Here is a 21,237-nt window from a genome sequence, read left to right as displayed (position 1 = left end):
CCGCGCTGGGGCTGCTGTTCACCGCGCTGATGCTGTTCCCGGTCTACTGGATGGTCAACGTCTCGTTCACCCGCGACCGCGACCTGCGGGCCGACCCGCCGCACCTGTTCCCGGTCGACGGCACCGTCGAGGGCTACCGGGTGGTGCTGCACGAGCAGGTGCCGTATCTCGGCACCAGCCTGCTCATCGGGCTCGGCACCGTGGCGCTGACCGTGGCCCTCGCCGCGCCCGCCGGGTACGCCCTGGCCAAGCTGCGCCCGCCCGGCGGCGGCGCGCTGAGCTTCGTGCTGCTGATCGCGCAGATGATCCCCGGGATCATCATGGCGATGGGGTTCTACGCCATCTATCTGCGCCTCGGGGTGCTGAACTCGGCCGCCGGGCTGGTGCTGGCCGACTCCACCATCGCCGTACCCTTCGGGGTGTTGATCTTCACGGCGTTCATGTCCGGCATCCCCGACGAGGTGTTGCAGGCCGCGCTGGTGGACGGCGCCGGCCGGTGGCGGACGTTCCGGTCGGTGGTGCTGCCGTTGAGCCGCGGCTCGATCATCACCGTGTCCCTGTTCGCCTTCCTCTGGGCCTGGTCGGACTTCCTCTTCGCGTCCACCCTGGACGCCGGCGGCGTCAGCCGGCCGATCACCCTCGGCATCTACCGCTACATCGGCAACAACAACCAGGAATGGAACGCGATCATGGCCACCGCCGTGGTCGCCTCGGTCCCCGCCACCGTCCTGCTGGTCGTGGCCCAGCGGTACGTCGCCGCCGGCGTGACGGCCGGCGCGGTCAAGGACTGACCCGTCCGCACGCCAGAAAGGCAGCCATCCCGATGACCGTCGCCCCCACCGGTCCGACCTTCTCCGTCCGGGAGATTCCCTTCAGCCACCGCGGCTCCTGGCTCAGCGTCTCCCCCGTGGTCGCCGAGAACCGCTACGCCGAGGACCTGCACCTGGTCTCGCACCGCAACGGCATGCACCCGGTGCTGCGGTTCGCCCCGTCGGCCGACGCCACGGTGGCGGCCCGGCCGGCGTTGCTGGGCTGGCACGACCGGGCCGGCCGGGTCGAGCTGACCTTCGCCGGCCCGGACACGGTGCGGCTGCGCGGCCGTGGCGCCGGGCTGCGGATCACCGCCGCCGCCACCACCCTCACCCCGTTCAGCGGGACCTACCTCTACCACGACCCGGTGACCTCCGCGTTCGTGTTCACCTCCTACGAGACCGGCCGCCGCTACCGGGTCACCGTGCTCACCGGGGCCGCCGGCACCGTCGGCACGCAGGCCCTCGGCACCGCCGAGCGCGGCCTGGTCCTGCCCGCCGACCGACCGTGGGAGATCGCGATCGAGGAGTACGCCACGGCCGCCGAGCCGTACGTGTCGAGTGGGGACTTCGACGGCCTGGTGGACGCCGGACGGGCCGACTTCGCGGCGTTCGTCGACGCGGTCGCCCCCTGGCGCGACCCGGAGACGCCGGCCGCCGAACTGGCCGCGTACGTGCTGTGGTCGGCCACGGTGGCGCCGGCCGGCTTCGTCACCCGACCGGCCACCCTGATGTCGAAGCACTGGATGAACAAGGTGTGGAGCTGGGACCACTGCTTCAACGCGCTCGCCCTCGCGGCCGGGCACACCGACCTCGCCTGGCACCAGTTCCACCTGCCGTTCGACCACCAGGACCCGGCCGGCGCGCTGCCGGACTCCGTGACGCACTCGGAGATCCTGCACAACTTCGTCAAGCCGCCCATCCACGGCTGGGCGGTGCGGCAGTTGCGGCAGCGGTCGGGCCGACCGGTGCCCCGGGACGAGCTGGCCGAGGTCTACCGGCGGCTGGCCCGCTGGACCACGTTCTGGCTGGAGCACCGGCGGGCACCCGGCCGGCGGCTGCCGCACTACCAGCACGGCAACGACAGCGGCTGGGACAACGCCACCACGTTCGACGCCGGCCCGGTGGTGGAGGCGCCGGACCTGGCCGCGTTCCTGGTGACGCAGCTGGCGTACCTCGCGGAGCTGGCCACCGAGCTGGACCGCCCGGACGAGGCGACCCGATGGGCCGGCGTCGCCGGCGAGGTGCGCGACGCGTTGCTGGGCGAGCTGTGGACCGGTGAGCGGTTCACCGCGCGCGACCCGTGGACCGGGCGGAGAAGATCCGGCACCAGCCTGCTCGACCTCATGCCCGTCGTGCTCGGTGCGGACCTTCCGGCGGGCGTGGCGGCGGCCCTGGCCCGACGCGTGGAGGCCCACCTCACCGAGCACGGCCTCGCCACCGAGCCGCTGGACTCGCCGCACCACCTGGCCGACGGCTACTGGCGCGGCCCGATCTGGGCCCCGGCCACCGTCCTGGTGGAGGACGGGTTGCGCCGGGCCGGGCACCCCGGGCTCGCCGACGAGATCAGCCGGCGGTTCCGGATCCTGTGCGAGCGGTCCGGCTTCGCCGAGAACTTCGACGCCAAGACCGGCGCGGGCCTGCGGGACCGCGCGTACACCTGGACCGCGAGCGGCTATCTCCTGCTCGCCGGCGACGACCGCCGGCGGCGGGCCGCGCGGGGATGAGCGGCCACGGGGGTACGCCGTCAGCGCGCGCCGCGGGCCGCCGGCACCGGACCGGTGCTGGCGCGCAGCGAGATCGGCGGCCGGTAGAGCCGGTGCCGCGGTGCGGTGTCGGGCGCGGCGATGCGCTCCAGCAGGAGCGACACCGCCTCCGCGCCCATGTCGACGATCGGCACGTCCGCCGCGGTCAGCGAGGGCCGGAAGTTCTCCGCCCAGTGCCGCGCCGCGACGCCGGTGAGCGAGAAGTCGCGCGGCACCACCAGCCCGGCGCTCTCCAGCGCCCGCTGCATGCCGGGCAGGGCCGCCTCGTTGACGGTGGCCACGGCGGTGACCTCGGGGTGGGTGGCGAGCAGTTCCTCGACGCACGCCTCACCGGCGGCCACGTCGTCGCCGCAGCACACGTCCACGCCGACCAGCCCGCGTTCCGCTGTCGCCTCGGCGAAGCCGGCCGACGCGCGGCTGCCCGGGCCGTAGCCGGCGGCGACCAGCTCGGCCGACCGGTTGACCAGGGCCACGTGCCGGTGCCCCAGGTCGGCCAGGTGGTGCACGCAGCTGGCGATCAGGCCGCCGTAGTCCACGTCCACCCAGCTCATCCCGTGCGGCCGGGCGGTGCGGCCGATGGTCACGAACGGCAGGCCGGTCTGCTCGAGCCGGGTCACCCGCTCGTCGGTGAGGCGGATCTCCATCAGGACCACGCCGTCGACCCGGCGGCCGGTGACGATCCGTTCGAAGGACCGGTCGTGGTCGCCGCCGGACGGCGACAGCAGCACGTCCAGGTCGACCCGCGCGGCGGCCTCGACCACGCTGGCCACGAAGCCGAGCTGCATGTCGGTGAGGCGCCGGCTCGCCGGCGGGATGACCAGGCCGAGGGTGCGGGTCCGGCCCTCCTTGAGGGCGCGCGCGCTGGCGTTGGGCCGGTAGTCCAGCTCGTCGATGACGGCCTGGATCCGCTGTCGGGTGGCCGCCGAGACCGGCCGCTTGCCGCTGAGCACGTAGGACACGGTGCTGCGGGACACCCCGGCACGCCGGGCGATCTCACCGATGTTCATCCCGCTCCCGGCAACGGTCGTCGAATCGGTTCACCTGGTGGGACGACCCTAGGGCGGGTCGCTCACGACTGTCAACGCACGCAATAGATGACTCTCGATGTTGACCCCGCCGACACCGGTTCTTAACATGAGACGTCATACCTATTGTCGTCGATACGTCGTGGAGGCTTCCGTGAACCCATCCGCCCTGCGCCGGCCGGCCGCGACCGGCCTCGCGCTGGCGACGGTGCTGGCCGGCGTCGCCGTGGCGGCCTTCGCCTCGTCCGCGTCGGCCGCCGTCACCACCCTCCACGCGTCGCCCGGCGGCACCGGCACCGCCTGCTCCGCGTCCCAGCCCTGCTCGCTGGCGACCGCGCAGTCCACCGTCCGCGCCACGGCACCGGGGATGGCGGACGACATCGTGGTGGAACTCGCCGACGGCGTCTACCGGGTCACCGCACCGCTGACGTTCGGCGCCGCCGACTCCGGCACGAACGGGCACACCGTGCGCTGGCAGGCCGCCTCCGGAGCGCACCCGGTGATCAGCGGGGCGAAGCAGGTGACCGGCTGGTCGGTCGCCGACGCCGGCCGCAACATCTGGAAGGCGGGGGTCGGCGCCGGGCAGGACACCCGGCAGCTCTACGTCGACGGCCAGCTCGCCACCCGGGCCCGCACCCAGGCCAACCGGTCGGACTTCAGCGCCTCGGCCACCGGCCTGCGGATCACCAACGGCAACCTCAACTACCTGAACAACCTGGCCAACCCGGGCCGGATGGAGGTCGAGGGAATCAACTCCTTCACCGACCGCTACTCGCCCGTGCAGAGCATCAGCGGCGGGCTGCTCACCATGCGGCAGCCGGCCTGGAACAACAACAACTTCGGCTACGACACCCTGATGAACCCGTTCCGGGCCGGCCCGTTCTACCTGACCAACGCATACGAGTTCCTCGACTCCCCCGGCGAGTGGTACGTCGACCCGGGCGCCGGCACGCTCTACTACATCCCCCGCCCCGGCCAGAACATGAGCAGCGTCGACGTCGAGTTCCCGCAGGTGCAGTCGCTGGTGAACATCGGCGGCAGCTACGCGAACCCGGCGCACCACATCGCGTTCTCCGGCATCACCTTCACCGGCACCAGCTGGCTCGGCCCCAGCGGCAACCAGGGCTGGGTCGACCAGCAGACCGGCTCGTACATCGCCGGCACCTGGTCCTGGCCCGGGTTCGGCTCCTGCACCTCCGGCTGCCAGCAGTTCGAGGCGGCCCGGCCGAGCTGGTCGCAGATGCCCGCCGCGGTGCAGGTCTCGGCCGCCAACACCATCACGTTCAGCGACTCCCAGTTCGTCAACCTGGGCCAGACCGCCATCGGCATCGGCAACGACGCCAACGCGCACGCCACCGGCGTGGGCCTGGGCGCCAGCGGCATCACGGTCACCCGCTCCGAGATCGCCCGCAACGCCGCCGGCGGCTTCGTCATCGGTGGCGTCCGGGCCGACGCGCACCACCCGAGCGACACCCGGATGACCAACCGGGACATCACCGTCAGCAACAACCGGATCCACGACCTCGGCCTGGACTACCGGGGCGTCAGCTCGGTGCTGCCGACCTACGTCACCAACGCCACGATCAGCCACAACGAGGTCTACAACATGCCGTACTCCGGCATGACGATCGGATACGGCTGGGGCGCCAACGACGCCGGCGGCAACACCGAGTACGCCAACCGCGGCCTCTACAACTACCAGCCCCGCTACAGCACGCCCACGACCGCGTCCAACACCCGGGTGGTCGGCAACTACATCCACGACGTGATGCAGCAGATGAACGACGGCGGGTGCATCTACACCCTGGGCTGGAACCCGAACGCGTTGATCAGCGAGAACCACTGCCTGCGGACCAACGGCTACTTCGGCGTCTACTTCGACGAGGGCTCCAAGTACTACACCGTCACCAACAACGTGTTCTCGAACACCGGCACCTGGGCCACCGCCAACTACTGGGGCGGCGAGAACATGGGCAACTGGACGCTCACCAACAACTGGTCGACGAACAACAGCACCAACGTCACCAACGGCGACCGGGGCAACGTCGTGTCCGGCAACACGGTCGTGACCAACGGCGCCTGGCCGGCCGGCGCGCAGACCGTGATCAACAACGCCGGCCCGCAGGGCACCGGCGGACCGACCACCCCGCCGCCCACCGGCACCGCCCAACAGATCGTCGGCGCGCAGTCCGGCCGGTGCGTGGACGTGCCCAACTCGTCGACCACCAACGGCACCCAGGTCCAGCTCTGGGACTGCGGCGGCGCCACCGGCCAACGCTTCACCGTCACCTCCGGCCGGCAACTCCAGGTGTACGGCACCAAGTGCCTGGACGCCAACGGCCAGGGCACCAGCAACGGCACCGCCGTGATCATCTGGGACTGCAACGGCCAGACCAACCAGCAGTGGACCGTCAACACCAACGGCACCATCACCGGCCAGCAGTCCGGCCTGTGCCTGGACGCCAACGCCGCCGGCACCGCCAACGGCACCAAGCTCATCCTCTGGACCTGCAACGGCGGCGCCAACCAGCGGTGGAGCCTGCGCGGATGAGCCGGCGAGCGGCGACGAGGAGATGACGTGAAGGTCACCGGCTGGCGCAGCCTGACCACCACGCACGACTGGGGACGGTTGACCGGCGACGCCAACGGCGTGATGCCGGGCCCGCGTACCGACGTGCACGTGCTGATCGTGGAGACCGACGTCGGCCTGGAGGGGGTCGGCGTCGGCCCGCACCCCGACGTGGACCGCGTCTTCCCGGCCGTCGACGGCCGGGATCCACGGGCCGCGCCGACGCTCTACGACCGGATGCTGAACCAGGTGTTCAAGACCGGCCACGCGGGCGCGACGTTCGGCACGATCGGCGCGCTCGACATGGCGCTGTGGGACCTCAAGGCGAAGGCGGCCGACGAGCCGCTCTGGCGCACCCTCGGCGCCGCGGACCGCTTCGTCCCCGGTTACGCCTCCGGACTCGACATCGCCCTCGACGACGACGCGCTCGTGCGGTTGTACGAACGGTTCGCCGAGCGCGGCTTCACCGGCGCCAAACTCAAGGGCGGCCACGACGTCGAGCGGGACCGGCGGCGGCTGGAGGCGGTCCGGGAGGTCCTCGGCCGCAACTCGGCCGACCCGGCGCTGATGGTCGACGCGAACGAGTCGTGGAACCGCGCGCAGGCCGTCCGGTACGTCGCCGCGCTGGAGCGTACCGTCGATCTGGCCTGGGTCGAGGAGCCGGTGCGCCGGTGGGACGCGGCCGGGTTGGCGGCGGTGCGCCGCGGCGTGCGGGCCGCCGTCGCCACCGGGGAGAACCTCACCGGGCTGGAACAGTACCGGCCGCTGCTGGACGCGGACGCCGTCGACGTGGTCCAGGCCGGCAGCGTCTGGGGCATCACCCACTTCCTGCGCACGGCCGCGGTGGCGCACGGGCGGGACCTGCCGGTGAGCCCAGTGGCATACCACACCAACCCGCTCGCGCACGCTGCCGCCGCGGTGCCCAACCACCTGGCCTGCGAGGTCCAGGACTTCTCCGGGCCGCTCGGGCTGGCGGTGGACCAGGAGATCGCGGACGGCGGCATCGTCCTCGGCGACCTGCCGGGGCTCGGCATCCAGGTCGACGAGCGCCACGTCCGGGCCGCCCGGGCGCCCACCGCGCCGGTCGCGTCGAGCGGGCCGCACGTGCGGCCCGACCGGGCCGGCCTGCGGCTCGTGCCGGACCGCTAGCCGGGCGGCCCTTCGAGCCGGCGCCGCTGCCAGGAGGTGACGATGTGGTCGCGCATGGCGCGTTCCGCGCCCGCCGCGTCCTGGCGGGCGATGGCGTCGACCACCAGCGCGTGCTCGTCGAGCGTCGACTCGAAGGCGCTCCGGTACGTCAACCCGTGGAACCGGTGGCTCTCCATGGCCCGCCGGTAGAGGCGCTTGCAGATGTTCTCCGCCAGGCGGTTGCCGGACAACTCCATGATCGTGAAGTGGAAGACCACGTCCGCCTGCCGGAAGGAGTCGGTCTCGAGCCGGATCTCGCGCATCGCCGCGAGCGCGTGCTCGACCCGGGTCAGCTCCTCCGGCGTACGCCGGGTCGCCAGCGTGCCCGCCATGGCCGCCTCCAGGCTGCCCCGGACGACGGTCAGCTCGTCCAGCACGCCCAGTGAGGCGTCGTTGTCGATCAGCGCGGACAGGACGACCGGGTCCAGCATGTTCCACGAGCCGACCCGGGCCACCTGGGTCCCGCGCCCCTGCGAGACCACCACCAGGCCCTTCTCCTCGAGCCGCTTCACCGACTCCCGGACGACCGTGCGGCTCACCCCGAAGTGCTCGCTGAGCGGCCCCTCCGGGGGAAGCATCTGCCCCTCGCCGAGCTGGCCGGTGACGATGAGTTCGACCAGCTCGCTCACCACCGCCACGCCCAGCCGCTCGGCCGGGCGGCGGGGCGGGAAGGCGAACCCGTCTCCGCGCGCCGTCATGGCGACACCCTAGTGCAGCGCCGCGCCCGACCACGTCGACCGTGACCGGGTCACCCGCCGATCGCGTCCAGCTCGGCGAGCGCGTCGGCGGGCAGGTCCAGGGCCGCCCCGGCGATGTTCTCGCGCAGGTGCGCGACCGAGGACGTGCCGGGGATGAGCAGGATGTTCGGCGAGCGGTGCAGCAGCCAGGCCAGCGCGACGGCCATCGGCGTCGCCTCCAGTCGCTTCGCGACCCGGTCCAGGATGTCGGACTGCAACGGCGAGAAGCCGCCGAGCGGGAAGTACGGCACGAACGCGATCCCCTGCCGGGCGGTGCCGTCGACCAGCTCGTCGTCGGCGCGGTTGGCCAGGTTGTAGAGGTTCTGCACGCACACCACCGGGGCGATCGACCGGGCCTCGGCGAGCTGGTCCGCGGTGACAGTGCTCAGCCCCAGGTGCCGGATCAGCCCCTGCTCGCGCAGGTCCGCGAGCGCACCGAACGGCTCGGCGATCGAGCCGGGCTCCGGGGTGTCGAAGCCGCCGACGCGCAGGTTCACCACGTCGAGCGCCGCGACGCCGAGGCGACCCAGGTTGTCGTGCACCTGCTCGGTCAGCTCGGCCGGCGTGCGGGCGGGCGGCCATCCGCCCCGCTCGTCGCGGCGGTTGCCGACCTTGGTCACGATGTGCAGGTCGTCCGGGTAGGGGGCGAGCGCCTCGCGGATGATCTCGTTGGTGACGTGCGGGCCGTAGAAGTCCGCCGTGTCGATGTGCCGGACGCCCAGCTCGACCGCCGTCCGCAGCACCGCCACGGCGGCGTCGCGGTCCCGGGGCGGGCCGAACACGCCCGGACCGGCCAGTTGCATGGCGCCGTAACCCATCCGGGTCAGGGTGAGGTCGCCGACCCGGTAGGTGCCGCCGGGAAGCTTGTCGCCGGTCATGGTTCCCTTCCGCACGCCGGAGTCTCCGGCGGGCACCCCTCACGGTGCCCGTGATCGGTCGGCGTAACCAGGGCCCACCGATCCCTGGATCGAGGCGGCCCGTCTCACCGACGCCGGAGCAGGCCGCGCTCGGTCATGAAGGCCCGCAACGTCTCGGCGTCGGCGTCGGACATCAACCGGCGGGGGATCACGGTCGCCGGCATCCGGCCGACGTGGACGATCCAGAACTCCGGGTCGTCCGTCACCCTGGTGACGCCTTCCCAGGCGATGCCGCCGGACTCCGAGCCGCTGCGCATCATGATGTTGTCGTCGGTGATGTCGTAGCCACCCTCGACGGCGTAGCCACCGGAGCGTCGCCGGGCGCGCCACCGCACCCACGGCGCGTAGAGCATGGACAGCAGGCCCCCCACGAGCAGCGCGGTCCACAGCGACGAGAACCGGTCGTCGGACGCGAGCGCCGACGAGACGGCGAGACCGACGGCCCCGACGGCCGCCAGCGCGGCGCCGACGTATCCGAAGCGGCGCAGCCGGACGCGGCTGAGCGCGGCGGCCACGCGGGCCGGGTAGGCGGGATCGGCCGGGACGTCGAAACGGATGTGCACGCCCGAACGATAGCGCCGAGCGACGGCACGGCCGAGGCGAGTCAGACAGGTCGCCGGCGTGCCGCGACGATCTCGGCGTGGTGGTCGAGCGCCCAGCCGGCCAGCACGGCGAGCGGCTCCAAGAGGCTGACGCCCAGGGGCGTCAGCCGGTACTCGACGCTCGGCGGCGACGTCGGGAGCACCTCCCGGTCGACCAGGCCGTCGCTCTCCAGCGTGCGCAACGTCCGGGTGAGCATCCGCTGGCTGATGCCGTCGACCGCCCGGTGCAACTCGTTGAACCGGTACGGCCGCTGCCCGAGCAGGGTGACCAGCAGCAGCGCCCACTTGTCACCGACCCGTCGGAGCACGCCGGTGACCGGGCAACCCTCGTACTCGCCGGCCGGCACCGGGTCCGGCAGCCGGTGGTCGTCGAGTCGGGCACGCACACCGGTGTTCGCTGTGTCCGTCAAAGTGCCTTCTTTCGCCGCCGCCGACGCCTGCCCAGGATGAGCATGGTTGACCGAAACGGTAGTGGAGGCGGAATGGGGCTCGTGGTGGTCAGCGGCGGCACCAACGGCATGGGACGGGCGTTCGCCCTCGGACGCGCCGAACGCGGTGACCGGGTCCTGGTGCTCGGCCGGGACCACGCGCGCGGTGCCGCACTGGGGGGCGCCTCCATCGACTTCCTTCCCGTCGACCTGTCCAGCGTGCGCGAGACCCGGCAGGTCGTCGAGCGCATCCTCGCGGAGCACCCGGTCGTGGATGCGCTGACGCTGTTCGCCAACGCGGTGGCGCCACGCCGGATCGTCACCGCCGAGGGCCTGGAGCGCACCTTCGCGCTCTACTACCTCAGCCGCTACCTGCTCGGTCTCGGCCTACGGCCGGCGCTCGACCGGGCGGCCGCCCCGGTGATCGTGAACGTCGCGGGCGTCGGCGTCACCCGGGGCGGGGTGCGCTGGGCGGACCCGCAACTGGAGTCCGGGTATTCGGCGGTCACCGCCCAGCTCCAGGCCGGTCGCGCCAACGACCTGCTCGGCGTGGGCTTCGCCAGGCGGTCGGGAAGCCGCGCGCGGTACGTGCTCTACCATCCCGGCTTCACCAGGAGCGGCGACCGCAGCCCGCTGCCGTTCGTCGTTCGCGGGCTGTTGGCGGCGGCCTCGCTGGTGGCCCGCCCCGTCGCGGCGGCGGTGTCCCCGATCCACGGGTTCGTGGACGCGCCACCCGACGCGCCGCTGACCGCCGTGGACCGCGGCCGGCGGCTTCCGCTCAGCTTTCCGACGCTCGACCCACGCGACGCGGACCGCCTGGCGGACCTCACGGAACGGCTGCTCACACACCACGACTGTTAACGCTCACCACCGGCAGACCGGTCCGGCGTCGGAATTTTCCGGATGTCGGTCCGAGAGTTTCGGTGGTCGGCCATCGCTGTGTGCGCAGCTCAGAAGCTAGCGGTCCACACCGACTCACCGTCGGAACGACCGACCGGGAGCACGTGTTCCGCAACAAGAGCGGTTGAACCTGTTATCGATAAACTGCTATCTTTCGGCACGGGGGCGAAGGGCACGCTCCCGGTCACCGGCACGGCGCCGACGAGGGCACACCCTCCCGCCGACCGGCGACCAGTCCGGGCCGCCGCGCCGATGCCCCCCGACCGCAGACCACCGCCGGAGGACCCCGCTCCTCGCCGGCCCCGCTTCCCCACGCCTCACCACGGGCGAACCCGCACGCGCACCACCGGCACCGGACCACCACCACTGGCAAGGAGGCACGCAACAGTGAAACGTACCCAGCTACTCTCCACCCTCGCCGCCGCGGCCCTGATCGTCACGACGGCCGTCGGCGGCGTGCTGAGCGGCGGCCTCGGCGGCGCGGCGGAGGCCGCGACGAACGGCACGCTCGCCGCCACCGCCGGCTGCGGCAAGGCCCCCACGCTCAGCAACGGCACCCGCACCATCTCCAGCGGCGGCCAGAACCGCAGCTACATCCTGCGCATCCCGGACGGCTACGACCGGAACCGCCCCTACCGCCTGGTCTTCGGCTTCCACTGGCTGAACGGCTCCGCGAACAACGTCGCCTCGGCCGGCTACTACGGGCTGCTGCCGCTGTCGAACAACAGCACGATCTTCGTCGCGCCGCAGGGCATCGACAACGGCTGGGCCAACACCAACGGCCGGGACCTGACCCTCTTCGACGACATCTCCCGGCAGGTCGAGAACGACCTCTGCGTCGACACCACCCAGCGCTTCGCGCTCGGCTGGAGCTACGGCGGTGCGATGAGCTACGCGGTCGCCTGCGCCCGCTCCAGCGTCATCCGCGCGGTCGCCGTGCTCTCCGGCGCCAACCTCAGCGGCTGCAACGGCGGCACCCAGCCCGTGCCCTACTTCGGCATCCACGGCACCCACGACAGCGTCCTGAACATCTCGATGGGCCGGTCGCTGCGCGACACGTTCGTCCGGAACAACGGCTGCACCGCCCAGAGCCCGCGCGAGCCGGCCCTGAACAGCTTCAGCCACATCACCACCGTCTACTCCGGCTGCCGGTCCGGCTACCCGGTGCAGTGGGCCGCGTTCGACGGCGACCACACCCCCAGCCCGGTCGACGGCTCGGGCACCCCGAACGACTCCCGGACCTGGACCTCGGGCGAGATCTGGCGGTTCTTCAGCCAGTTCGAGTCGACCACGCCGCCCACCACCACCCCGCCCACCAGCACGCCGCCCACCAGCACGCCGCCCACCTCGACCCCGCCCACCACCACGCCGCCGACGACTCCCCCGGCCACCGGCTGCGCGGCGGCCTACCGCACCGTCAACACCTGGCCGGGCGGCTTCCAGGGTGAGGTCACCGTCGCCAACAACACCACCGCCACCGTCAACGGCTGGAACGTACGCCTGACGCTCGCCTCCGGGCAGGCCATCAGCAGCCTCTGGAGCGGCGTCAACACCGGCACCACCGGCACCGTCTCGGTGCAGAACGCCCCCTACAACGGCACGTTGGCCCCGAACGCCTCGACCACGTTCGGGTTCACCGCCACCGGCAACGGCGCCACCGCGCCCGGCAACATCACCTGCATCAGTTCCTGACGTGCGACCCGTGGGCCCGGAGCCGGACGGCTCCGGGCCCACGGTTCCCCTGCGTGCGGCACCGCCGATACGTACAGTGCGGAGACAGTGCCGTCGCGAAGAGGAGAACCATGTCGAAGCCGCCGCTGCCCGAGCCGGCCGTTGCCATGCTGCGCAAGCCCAACCCCGCCGTCATCGCCACGCTGCGGTCCGACGGCCAGCCGGTCTCCGCTGCCACCTGGTACCTGTGGGAGGACGGCCGGATCCTGGTCAACATGGACGAGGGGCGGCGCCGGCTGAACCACCTGCGCAACGACCCCCGGGTCACCCTCACCGCGCTCGACGAGCAGGGCTGGTACACGCACCTGAGCATCGTCGGGCGCGTGGTCGAGCTGCGGGACGACACCGACCTGGCCGACATCGACCGGCTCTCCCAGCACTACACCGGGAAGCCCTACCCGCGGCGGGAGCGCGCTCGCGTCAGCGCGCTGATCGAGATCGACCGCTGGCACGGCTGGGGCGCGCTGAAGGACAACAGCCAGGTCGGCTGAGCCACCGGCGCTGCGGCATGCGCGGTTAGACTCGACGACGAGCAACGTCGATGGGTCGAGGTCGACCCGGAAGCAGCCGTCGCAGGATGGGACCAGTCGGACGCTGATGACCGAGCAGGGCGAGCCGGAGGGGCAGCGCCGGCTGTGGTGCGGCGTCCTCGGGCCGCTACGGGTACGCGCCGCCGGCACCGACGTCCCCCTGCACGGCCGGCGGCAGCAGGCGCTCGTGGCCACCCTGGCCCTGCGGTACCCGGCCGCCGTCCCCCCGCGCACGCTCGCGCACCGGGTGTGGCCCGAGCGGTACCCGCCGGACCCGGACGGCCTGCGGGTCCTCGTGCACCGGGTCCGGGCGCGGCTCCGGGCCGTCCACCCGGACGCCGCCGCCGGCCTGCGGCACACCGTCGACGGCTACCAGCTGGACCTCGGCTCCGGTGGCACCGACCTCGCTGATCTCCGTGAGCTGCGCGACCGCGCCCATCGGGCCGAGGCGGCCGGTGACCTCGCGACCGCTGTCGCCCTCGTCGACCGGGCGACGGACCTGGTACGCGGCGCGCCGTGCCAGGGAGTCTGGTCGGACCCGGGCCGGTGGCCGGAACTCGTCCCGGTGTCCGAGGAGGTGCAGGCGCTGCGGCGGATGTCGCTGGACGTACGCCTGCGCCTCGGTGACCACCTGTCGGTGCTGCCCGAGCTGGCCGTCCTGGCCGCCCGGGAGCCCACCGCGGAGTGGGTCCACGACCTGCGCCTGCGGGCGCTCGCCCGCGCCGGCCGGTACGACGAGGCGGTCACCGCCTACCGGACGTTCCGCCGTCGGGTCGTCGACGACCTCGGGGTGGAGCCGAGCACCGTCATCACGCGGACCTACCGACGGATCCTCGACCACGACGACGACCCGGCGGCCGGGGTCGCCCCGCCGGCGCCTCGGGGCCGGACGACGACGTCGCTGACGTTGCACCGCGCCGGTGCCTGGATCGCCGATCGCGGCGACTACCGGCAGGCGTCCCACTGCTTCACGGCGAGCCTGGACCTGGACGGCGATCCCCTGTCGCGCGCCGAGGCACTGCTACGGCTCGGCGAGATCCGCTATCACCAGACGGGTGGCGGCCTCGACGAGTTGTCGCGGGCGGCGACGCTGTTCCGCCGCGCGGGCCGGTGGCACCAGGCGGCAGAGGCGCTCTCCTGGCAGGCCCGGTCGCTCTGGCTCCGCCCCGGGGAGGGTGGTTCTGCCGTGCGACGCACCGCCGAGGTCCTCGACCTGCTCGACGAGCGCGCTCCGGATGCCGCCGGCGCCGCCGCCCTGGTCAACGTCTGCGGAATCCTGGCGGTCAGCGACCAGGACGTGCAGGCGAGGCGCGCGGGCCGGCTCGGCCTGCGCTGGGCGCGGCAGCTGTCGTTGACGCCGCTGGATCTCCGGGCTCGCGGCAACCTGGCGCTCGTCGACCTGGGCAGCGGTCACGAGGGCGTGACGGCCGAACTCGACCGTGTCACCCAGGCGTACCAGGATCGGGTGGGCTGGGTGCCGCCGGTGCTCTGGGTGGCGCTGGCGGACGCCGAGGACCGGCGGGGGCGGCTGGGTGCGGCGGCGGCCTACCGGGAGCGGGCCCTCGGTCGGGTGCGCGGCACGGCGGCCACCGCCGACGTCCCCTGGCTGGTCGCCGAGCAGGTGCGGGAGGCGTTCCACCGGGGCAGGTGGGCCGAGGCCCGGGCGGCGGGCGACCGCTACCTGCGGGGTGACGATCGTGACCATCGGATGGCCTCCGAGGTGCATGTCGTGCTGGCACGCCTGGCCCTGCACCGACACGATCTGCCCGGCGCGCACCGCCACTCGTCCGAGGCGGAGGTGGTGGCCCGGCGCGACGGCGGAGCGGCACTGCTGGGTCCCGCGCTGGTGCAGCGACTCCGGGTGGCGGTCGCCCTGCGCCGGCCTCGCACACGCGTCGCCCCGGTCGTGGAGGAGCTGCTGGACTGCGTGGCCGGGCGGGCACTGACCAGCAGCTTCGGCGTCGACCTGCCGCTCGCGTTGCGGGAGTCCGGGGTGGACGGCCGGACGCTCACCCGGCACGCTCCCGCCGATTCGCCCTGGCTGTCGGCGGCGGACGCGGTACTGACCGGCGACCCGGCCCGTGCCCGGAGGATCTACCTGGCCGTGGGCAGCCGGGGTGATGCCCGACAACTGGCGACGGCGGCGAGCGGATGACCCGCTCGCCGCCGTCGGTGGATCAGCCGGCGGTCAGTTCAGACCGGCGAAGTCGAACGGAACGGCACCCCCGCGGGTCACGCTCTGGCCGCAGCTGCCGGCCGAGTTCCAGACCTGCGGCGAGTCGTACCGCAGCATCTCGAAGTGCAGGTGCGTGCCGCCGACGCCGGGCGGCGAGACGCCGCCGGTGTAGCCCATGTAGCCGATCCCGTCACCACGGTTGAAGTACTCGCCCACCCGCATCCGGGAGACGTAACCGTCGAGGTGGCCGTAGAGGGTGCTCCATCCGCTCGCGTGCGAGATGATCACGAAGTTGCCGTAGCCGCCGGCGTCCCAGCCGACGTAGCTGACCGACCCGCTGTAGGCGGCGGAGACCACCGACCGGTAGTTGCCGGCGATGTCGTAGCCGTCGTGGTTGTCGTAGCCGGGGCACCGGTCGTCCACCTTGCCGGTGATCACCCCGGTCGCCGGCCACTTGACCGCGCCGTAGGCCGCCAGCGCCGCCGTCGGCGCGGCCCCCGCGCCGAGGCCGAGCCCGCCGGCCATGAGTCCGAAGATCATGAGTACGCGCAAGAACGTACGTCGCATGGGAGGAAATCCTGTCGTAGACGGGGCAGGTCACGGCGCGCGCCGCCGGAACAGGACGTTAGGAGACCTGCGGTTACACCGCCGTTACACCCCGCACTGACCTGGGGCTGCACGGTCGCCGGTCGGCACCGCAGAATGGGCACGGCGACCGACCTCGCCGGCTGGGAGGCGAAGTGGGCATCCGATTCCCTCGGCGGCGACGCCGGGTCTGGCTGGTGGCCGGGCTGGTCGTGCTGGCGCTGGCCACTGTCGCGTCGGTGGCTCTGGCGTACCCCTCGGTCGCCGCGACCACCTGTCCCCGCTGCTACGGCCTGGTGCCGGTGCAGGGCCGGCTCTACGCCGAGCCCGGCCTGTCGGACGCCGACCGGCAACGGCTCGTCGAGGTGTACCGCGAGGCGAACCGGCAGGTCGACGAGTTCTACCAGGGGCGGCGGAGCGACCCGACGGTCCTCGCCTGCCTCACCACCGACTGCTACCAGCGGATCGGTGGCGGCGGCGAGCGGGGGGTCGCGGTCCGCGACTGGGCGCTGATGCTCTCCCCCCGCGGCATCTCCACGACGATCGCCGCGCACGAACTCTCCCACGTCGAGTTCCGTGCGCGGCTCGGTTCCCGGCACGCGGAGGTTCCGCAGTGGTTCGACGAGGGACTCGCGGTCCTGGTCGCCGACGACCGGCGTTACCTCGCGCCGCCCACCGCACCGGACCGCTGCCGGGACGCGGCCCCGGGACCGCTGCCGGAGACGCTCGACGCGTGGCTGCGCGCGGCAAGCGCGGACGAGCAGGTGTACGCCAGGGCCGTCTGCCGGGTGAGCCGCTGGGTCGACGCGCACGGCGGGCGGCAGGCCGTGCGCGACCTCGTCGACCGGCTCCGAGACGGTGAACGTTTCGCCGCGCTCGTCGACGGCTGAAGCGGAGGGGGTGCCGCCGACCGCGCCGCCGAGCGGCGACTGACCGGGGTCGCCGTCCGGTGCCCGCCGGGGAGCCGGCGGGCACCGGGGCGAGGCCGCTACCTCTGCGCAGCCCAGAAGACGTAGACCGCGCCGTACGGCACGGCTGCCGTCGCGCCGTCGGTGCAGGGACCGGTCGGGGCGACACCGCCGTTGGTCAGCAGCCGGTTGACGTACGCGACGTCGGCGAACGTGCCGGCGCCGGTGTGGGTGTCCACCGTCAGCAGCAGCTCCGGGATCGTCCCCGCGCGCGGGGACTCCGCGGTCTTCTTCGCCGTGATCAGCGAGTTGTCGCGCTCGGACTGCCAGCTCGGGCCCTTGAAGTGGTGCACCCGGCCGCCGGTGCCGATCAGCCGGGCCTCCGGCACGGACCCGCCGGTGAACACCCCACCGGCGCACGTGTAGGTCTGCGTTCCGCTCGTGACGACGGACGCGCCGACCGGACGGGATCCGGCCGGTGGCCGGATCGCCGGGGCGATGCCGGGGATCGCGACCCGACGGGCGTCGGCGCCCACGGCGGCCGGCACGGCGACCTCGGTCGCGGACGCCGGGAAGGTCACCCCACCGATCGCCGCCAGGACGCCGGCCATGCCGACGGCGGCGAGCGCCCGGATCCGGGAGCGAGACGTACTGAGCATGCGATTCCTCCGTTTCGGGCAGGCGCGCTCGCGCCTCCGCAGTCCTTCACGGACTCCTCCCGGACAACGATCGACATCACCCGGTTCCTGCCGGTCGCCCCGCCGCCCCTACCGACATGTGGGACACCGGCCGGTCGTCCCCGACGGCCGACCGGTGTGCGCCGTCAGAGCGATCTGTAGTAGCGGACCAGGGGCAGGGCGGTCATGCCGAGACGGTCGTAGAACGCCCTGGCGGGTTCGTGGAACGGGTCACCGCCGGTGCCGATCGAGACCACCTCGGCACCCGCCTGCCGCATCGCGGCGAAGGCGTGCGCGCAGAGCGCCGTGCCGACATGGCGCCGGCGTCGGGCCACCGCCACGGCGATGATGTCGATCTCGCCGCTGCGTCTGTCGGGGTCCGTCCGCCACGCGGCGAATCCGAGGAGCGCGTCGCCGTCCTCGGCGACGACGACGTGCCTGTGGTTGCGCGGGTCGTGCAGCCCCCGCCACATGTCACGGTAGTCCGCGCGCCAGGCGCCGTGCTGGTTGGCCATGATCGCGTCGCCCACGATCGACCGGAACGACTCCTCGTAGAACGGCCCGAAGGTGGCGATGGTCAGTGCGAGCAGTGGTTCCCGGTCGGACGACCGGAACGGGCGCAGGTTCATGTCGGTGCCTCTCGTCTGAAGGACATGTCGAACGACCCGACCTGATCGACAGGTCGGGCGACTCACGGCTCGGATCGAGCCGTCCCTCAGAAGCGGGTGCGCCCGGCGGCGAAGCACTGCATGGTCGGTGACCCTAGCCCATTCGATCCACATCTCGGGCAGTCGATCGACATCGCGATCCACATCGGACAACATCTATCTCATGGATGCCCGGTCCGTCGGCGCTCGCCCCCCTGCCGAGAGCGCGAGCCCCGACCAGACGTCCGGTGATCCGCCCCCGGTCGGGCGGAGCCGGCGACCCCGCCTGGAATGGATCCTCGCGACCCTGGCCAGCCTGCTGCTGGCGGTCGGGTTGACCTGGCCGACGCTGCGCCACCCGGCGACCACGATCCCCGGCGACCTGGGCGACCCGACGTTGCAGGCCTGGCAGGTCGCGTGGTCGGGGCACGCCCTGCTCAGCAACCCGCTCGGCCTCTGGCACTCGAACACGTTCTATCCCGAGAGGTACACGTACGCCTACAGCGACACGCTGCTCGGATACGCGCCGATCGGGATGCTCGGCTCGGGCTTCGAGGCGGCCGTGGTCCGCTACAACGTGCTGTACGTGCTCCTGCACGCGCTGGCGTTCCTCGGGGCGTACGCGCTGGCCCGGCAACTCGGGGCGAACCGGTGGGGCGGGGCGGTCGCCGGCATCGCCTGGGCGTACGCGCCGTGGCGGCTGGCGCACGCCGGCCACCTGAACATCCTGTCCAGCGGGGGGATCGCGCTGGCGCTGGCGATGCTGGCCCGCGGCCACGGCTGGTCGCTGCGGCACGGCTACCGGCCGGAGCGACGACGGCCCGGGTGGGCCCTGGCCGGGTGGCTGACCGCCGCCTGGCAGGTGAGCCTCGGTTTCGGCATCGGGCTGCCACTGGTCTACTTCCTGCTGGCCGCCGTGCTGGTGGCGGCCGGCTGCTACGGCTGGTCGTGGTGGCGCCGGCGGGTGCGCCCGCCGTTCGACCGGCGGCTGCTGCTCGCCGACCTGGCCGGTGGCGCCGCGTTCGGCGCGGTGACGGTGCTGCTCGGCCTGGTCTACCTGCGCGTGGTCGACCTCAACCCGCAGGCGCAACGGACGCTGGACTGGACGAAGATGTTCTCCCCGCCGCTGATGGGGTTCCTCACCGCCCCGGCCGACTCGTGGGTGTGGGGCGAACGGCACGCCGCGGCGCGCGAGCAGTTGAGCTGGCCGCCGGAGATGGCGTTGTTGCCGGGGATGACGCTGCTCGGGCTGGCCGCGGCCGGGCTCTTCGTCTCGGCGTACCCGCCTCGGCGCCGGGTCGCGCTGGGGCTGGGCGTGCTCGGCACGGTGCTGCTGGGCCTGGGCGCCACGCTCGGCGGGGACGGCGATCCGGGCTACCTGACGTTGTCCACGCACCTGCCCGGCTGGGACGCGCTGCGCACGCCGGGCCGGCTGATGCACTGGACCAGCCTGCTGCTCGCGATGCTGGCCGCCGGGCTGGTGACGGCGCTGGCCGAGTCGTCGGGCCGGCCCTCGAACCGCCGCCGGGCCCGGATCCTCACGTCGCTGGTCCTGCTGGTGCCGCTGGCCCTGGTCACCGTGGAGGGCGTCAACCGGACCCCGCACCCGGCCGTGCCCCGGCCCCCGGCGGCGCTGCGGGCCGCGCCGGATCCGATCCTGGTGCTGCCCGCCGGTGGCGTCGGCGACCTGACGTACATGCTGTGGACGACCGACGGGTTCCCCCGGGTGACCAACGGGCTCGGCGGATTCGAGCCGGCCAGCCAGGCGCGCACCCGGGCGGCGATCGCGTCCTTCCCCGACCTGGGCAGCGTGGCATACCTGCGCGAGATCGGCGTGCGGTCGGTCGTGGCCGTCCCGAGCCGCGCCGCGGGAACGCCGTGGGAAGGCATCGAGGCACGGCCCGTCGACGGGCTGGGCATCACCCGGGAGGAACGCGATGGCGCGCTGGTCTACCACCTCTGACCTCGGCCGGGCGAGGTGACGACGGTGCGGCTGTCCGTGGTGGTGCCCTGCTTCAACGAGGAGGCGTCGGTCGAGCGGTTGCACGAGACCGTACGCACCGCGCTCGCCGCGCTGCCCGACGTGGACGTCGAGGTGGTGTACGTCGACGACGGCAGCGAGGACGGCACGCTCGCGGTGCTGCGCCGCCTCGCCGCCGCCGACCCGGGTGTCTGCTACCTGGCGTTGAGCCGCAACTTCGGCAAGGAGGCGGCGATGCTCGCCGGCCTGCGCCGGGCGACCGGTGACGCGGTCGTCATCATGGACGCCGACCTGCAGCACCCGCCGCGGCTCCTGCCGGAGATGGTGACGCTCTACCGGCAGGGCTTCGATCAGGTGATCGCCCGGCGGGACCGGCGCGGCGACCGGTTCGTCCGGAAGATGGCCTCACGCTCCTTCTACCGGGCCATCAACTGGTGGATCGACGTGCGCCTGCTGGACGGGGCCGGTGACTTCCGGCTGCTGTCGCGGCTCGCGGTGGACGCGATCCTGGCCATGCCGGAATACAACAGGTTCTCCAAGGGGCTGTTCTCCTGGATCGGCTTCCGGACCGCGGTGGTGGCCCACCACAACGAACTCCGCCAGGCGGGGCGGAGCCGCTGGTCGTTCGGCAAGCTGTTCAACTACGCGTTCGACGGCCTGCTGTCGTTCAACAACCGGCCGCTGCGGCTGGCGATCTACGGCGGCCTGTTCCTCACCCTCATCGCGGTGGCCTACATGGCCTGGGTGGTCGCGGACGCGGTGGAGAAGGGAATCGACGTTCCCGGCTACACCACGATCATCGTCAGCGTGATCGGGCTCGGCGGCATCCAGATGATGCTCCTGGGAGTGATCGGCGAGTACATCGGCCGGATCTACTACGAGACCAAGCGCCGGCCGCACTATCTGGTGCGGGAGACGGAGCGCCTGGTCGCCGAGGCCGACGAGGGCTGACCCCGGCGGTCGGGCGCGTGGTGGTGCCAGCACCACGGGTACGCGGGAGGCAGCACCGCTGACCCGGCGGCCCGGACGGCGCATCGTTTCCGCATCAGCTTCACGCCTGA

The 21,237-nt window shown here is 72.8% G+C and carries 19 protein-coding genes; 11 read left to right on the top strand and 8 right to left on the bottom strand.

Annotated features, from left to right (window positions below; genetic code table 11):
- The first annotated feature begins 29 nt into the window (after positions 1-29).
- Positions 30-791 (top strand): carbohydrate ABC transporter permease, encoded by a 762-nt coding sequence (locus GA0070213_RS22580; protein ID WP_091068489.1) that lies wholly within the window; start codon positions 30-32, stop codon positions 789-791.
- A gap of 32 nt (positions 792-823) precedes the next feature.
- The gene (locus GA0070213_RS22575) at positions 824-2,536 is read left to right on the top strand and encodes an amylo-alpha-1,6-glucosidase (RefSeq protein ID WP_091068266.1); all 1,713 of its coding nucleotides are present in this window, start codon (positions 824-826) and stop codon (positions 2,534-2,536) included.
- Between the two features lie 20 nt (positions 2,537-2,556).
- On the opposite strand, the gene GA0070213_RS22570 is transcribed toward GA0070213_RS22575, so the two are convergent.
- On the bottom strand, positions 2,557-3,582 hold the full coding sequence (locus GA0070213_RS22570; RefSeq protein ID WP_091068263.1) for a LacI family DNA-binding transcriptional regulator: 1,026 nt from the start codon (positions 3,580-3,582) through the stop codon (positions 2,557-2,559).
- A gap of 172 nt (positions 3,583-3,754) precedes the next feature.
- On the opposite strand from GA0070213_RS22570, the gene GA0070213_RS22565 reads away from it, so the two are divergent.
- Together GA0070213_RS22565 and GA0070213_RS22560 are read left to right on the top strand one after the other, a co-directional pair.
- Positions 3,755-6,151 carry an RICIN domain-containing protein gene (locus tag GA0070213_RS22565; RefSeq protein WP_245716511.1) on the top strand — a complete coding sequence of 799 codons (2,397 nt, stop codon included), beginning with the start codon at positions 3,755-3,757 and terminating at the stop codon, positions 6,149-6,151.
- Positions 6,152-6,178: 27 nt separating this feature from the next.
- On the top strand, positions 6,179-7,318 hold the full coding sequence (locus tag GA0070213_RS22560) for a mandelate racemase/muconate lactonizing enzyme family protein (RefSeq protein WP_091068256.1): 1,140 nt from the start codon (positions 6,179-6,181) through the stop codon (positions 7,316-7,318).
- On the opposite strand, the gene GA0070213_RS22555 is transcribed toward GA0070213_RS22560, so the two are convergent.
- The 4 genes from GA0070213_RS22555 to GA0070213_RS22540 all read right to left on the bottom strand — a co-directional run bounded on the left by GA0070213_RS22555 (position 7,315) and on the right by GA0070213_RS22540 (position 10,023).
- Complete coding sequence (locus GA0070213_RS22555) at positions 7,315-8,055, bottom strand: FadR/GntR family transcriptional regulator (protein WP_091068252.1); 741 nt, start codon at positions 8,053-8,055, stop codon at positions 7,315-7,317. The two genes, GA0070213_RS22560 and GA0070213_RS22555, sit on opposite strands and share 4 nt — an antisense overlap.
- A 50-nt stretch (positions 8,056-8,105) precedes the next feature.
- Complete coding sequence (locus GA0070213_RS22550; protein WP_091068250.1) at positions 8,106-8,972, bottom strand: aldo/keto reductase family oxidoreductase; 867 nt, start codon at positions 8,970-8,972, stop codon at positions 8,106-8,108.
- Between the two features lie 104 nt (positions 8,973-9,076).
- A complete protein-coding gene (locus GA0070213_RS22545; protein ID WP_091068246.1) occupies positions 9,077-9,574 on the bottom strand; it encodes a YcxB family protein in 498 nt (165 codons plus the stop codon).
- 41 nt (positions 9,575-9,615) lie between these two features.
- Positions 9,616-10,023 carry a winged helix-turn-helix transcriptional regulator gene (locus GA0070213_RS22540; protein WP_245716510.1) on the bottom strand — a complete coding sequence of 136 codons (408 nt, stop codon included), beginning with the start codon at positions 10,021-10,023 and terminating at the stop codon, positions 9,616-9,618.
- A gap of 72 nt (positions 10,024-10,095) precedes the next feature.
- Here GA0070213_RS22540 and GA0070213_RS22535 point away from each other — a divergent pair, with 72 nt between their 5' ends.
- The 4 genes from GA0070213_RS22535 to GA0070213_RS22520 all read left to right on the top strand — a co-directional run bounded on the left by GA0070213_RS22535 (position 10,096) and on the right by GA0070213_RS22520 (position 15,357).
- Positions 10,096-10,902: an SDR family NAD(P)-dependent oxidoreductase gene (locus GA0070213_RS22535; protein ID WP_091068240.1), complete on the top strand. Its 807-nt coding sequence runs from the start codon at positions 10,096-10,098 to the stop codon at positions 10,900-10,902.
- Positions 10,903-11,328: 426 nt separating this feature from the next.
- The gene (locus GA0070213_RS22530) at positions 11,329-12,633 is read left to right on the top strand and encodes a CE1 family esterase (protein ID WP_245716509.1); all 1,305 of its coding nucleotides are present in this window, start codon (positions 11,329-11,331) and stop codon (positions 12,631-12,633) included.
- A 110-nt stretch (positions 12,634-12,743) separates the two neighbouring features.
- Entirely contained in the window at positions 12,744-13,163 is a 420-nt protein-coding gene (locus GA0070213_RS22525; protein ID WP_091068232.1) for a PPOX class F420-dependent oxidoreductase, read from the top strand.
- Between the two features lie 106 nt (positions 13,164-13,269).
- A complete protein-coding gene (locus GA0070213_RS22520) occupies positions 13,270-15,357 on the top strand; it encodes an AfsR/SARP family transcriptional regulator (RefSeq protein WP_091068227.1) in 2,088 nt (695 codons plus the stop codon).
- Positions 15,358-15,390: 33 nt separating this feature from the next.
- Here the strand turns inward: GA0070213_RS22520 and GA0070213_RS22515 are convergent, their stop codons facing one another.
- The gene (locus GA0070213_RS22515; protein WP_091068224.1) at positions 15,391-15,945 is read right to left on the bottom strand and encodes a murein hydrolase activator EnvC family protein; all 555 of its coding nucleotides are present in this window, start codon (positions 15,943-15,945) and stop codon (positions 15,391-15,393) included.
- A gap of 173 nt (positions 15,946-16,118) precedes the next feature.
- Between GA0070213_RS22515 and GA0070213_RS22510 the strand changes: the two genes are divergently transcribed.
- The gene (locus GA0070213_RS22510) at positions 16,119-16,853 is read left to right on the top strand and encodes a hypothetical protein (protein ID WP_217628648.1); all 735 of its coding nucleotides are present in this window, start codon (positions 16,119-16,121) and stop codon (positions 16,851-16,853) included.
- A 98-nt stretch (positions 16,854-16,951) separates the two neighbouring features.
- Here GA0070213_RS22510 and GA0070213_RS22505 read toward each other — a convergent pair whose 3' ends face one another.
- The gene (locus GA0070213_RS22505; protein WP_091068216.1) at positions 16,952-17,530 is read right to left on the bottom strand and encodes a DUF3455 domain-containing protein; all 579 of its coding nucleotides are present in this window, start codon (positions 17,528-17,530) and stop codon (positions 16,952-16,954) included.
- Positions 17,531-17,694: 164 nt separating this feature from the next.
- Complete coding sequence (locus GA0070213_RS22500; protein ID WP_091068212.1) at positions 17,695-18,177, bottom strand: GNAT family N-acetyltransferase; 483 nt, start codon at positions 18,175-18,177, stop codon at positions 17,695-17,697.
- 202 nt (positions 18,178-18,379) lie between these two features.
- Between GA0070213_RS22500 and GA0070213_RS22495 the strand changes: the two genes are divergently transcribed.
- Together GA0070213_RS22495 and GA0070213_RS22490 are read left to right on the top strand one after the other, a co-directional pair.
- Complete coding sequence (locus tag GA0070213_RS22495; RefSeq protein WP_091068207.1) at positions 18,380-20,158, top strand: hypothetical protein; 1,779 nt, start codon at positions 18,380-18,382, stop codon at positions 20,156-20,158.
- 15 nt (positions 20,159-20,173) lie between these two features.
- A complete protein-coding gene (locus GA0070213_RS22490; protein ID WP_091068202.1) occupies positions 20,174-21,127 on the top strand; it encodes a glycosyltransferase in 954 nt (317 codons plus the stop codon).
- Positions 21,128-21,237 lie beyond the last annotated feature (110 nt).

It is taken from the genome of Micromonospora humi, from assembly GCF_900090105.1.
Lineage (GTDB): Bacteria > Actinomycetota > Actinomycetes > Mycobacteriales > Micromonosporaceae > Micromonospora > Micromonospora humi.
The sequence above is the reverse complement of the archived record's forward strand: the minus strand, read 5'-3'. Positions and strand labels throughout refer to the sequence as shown.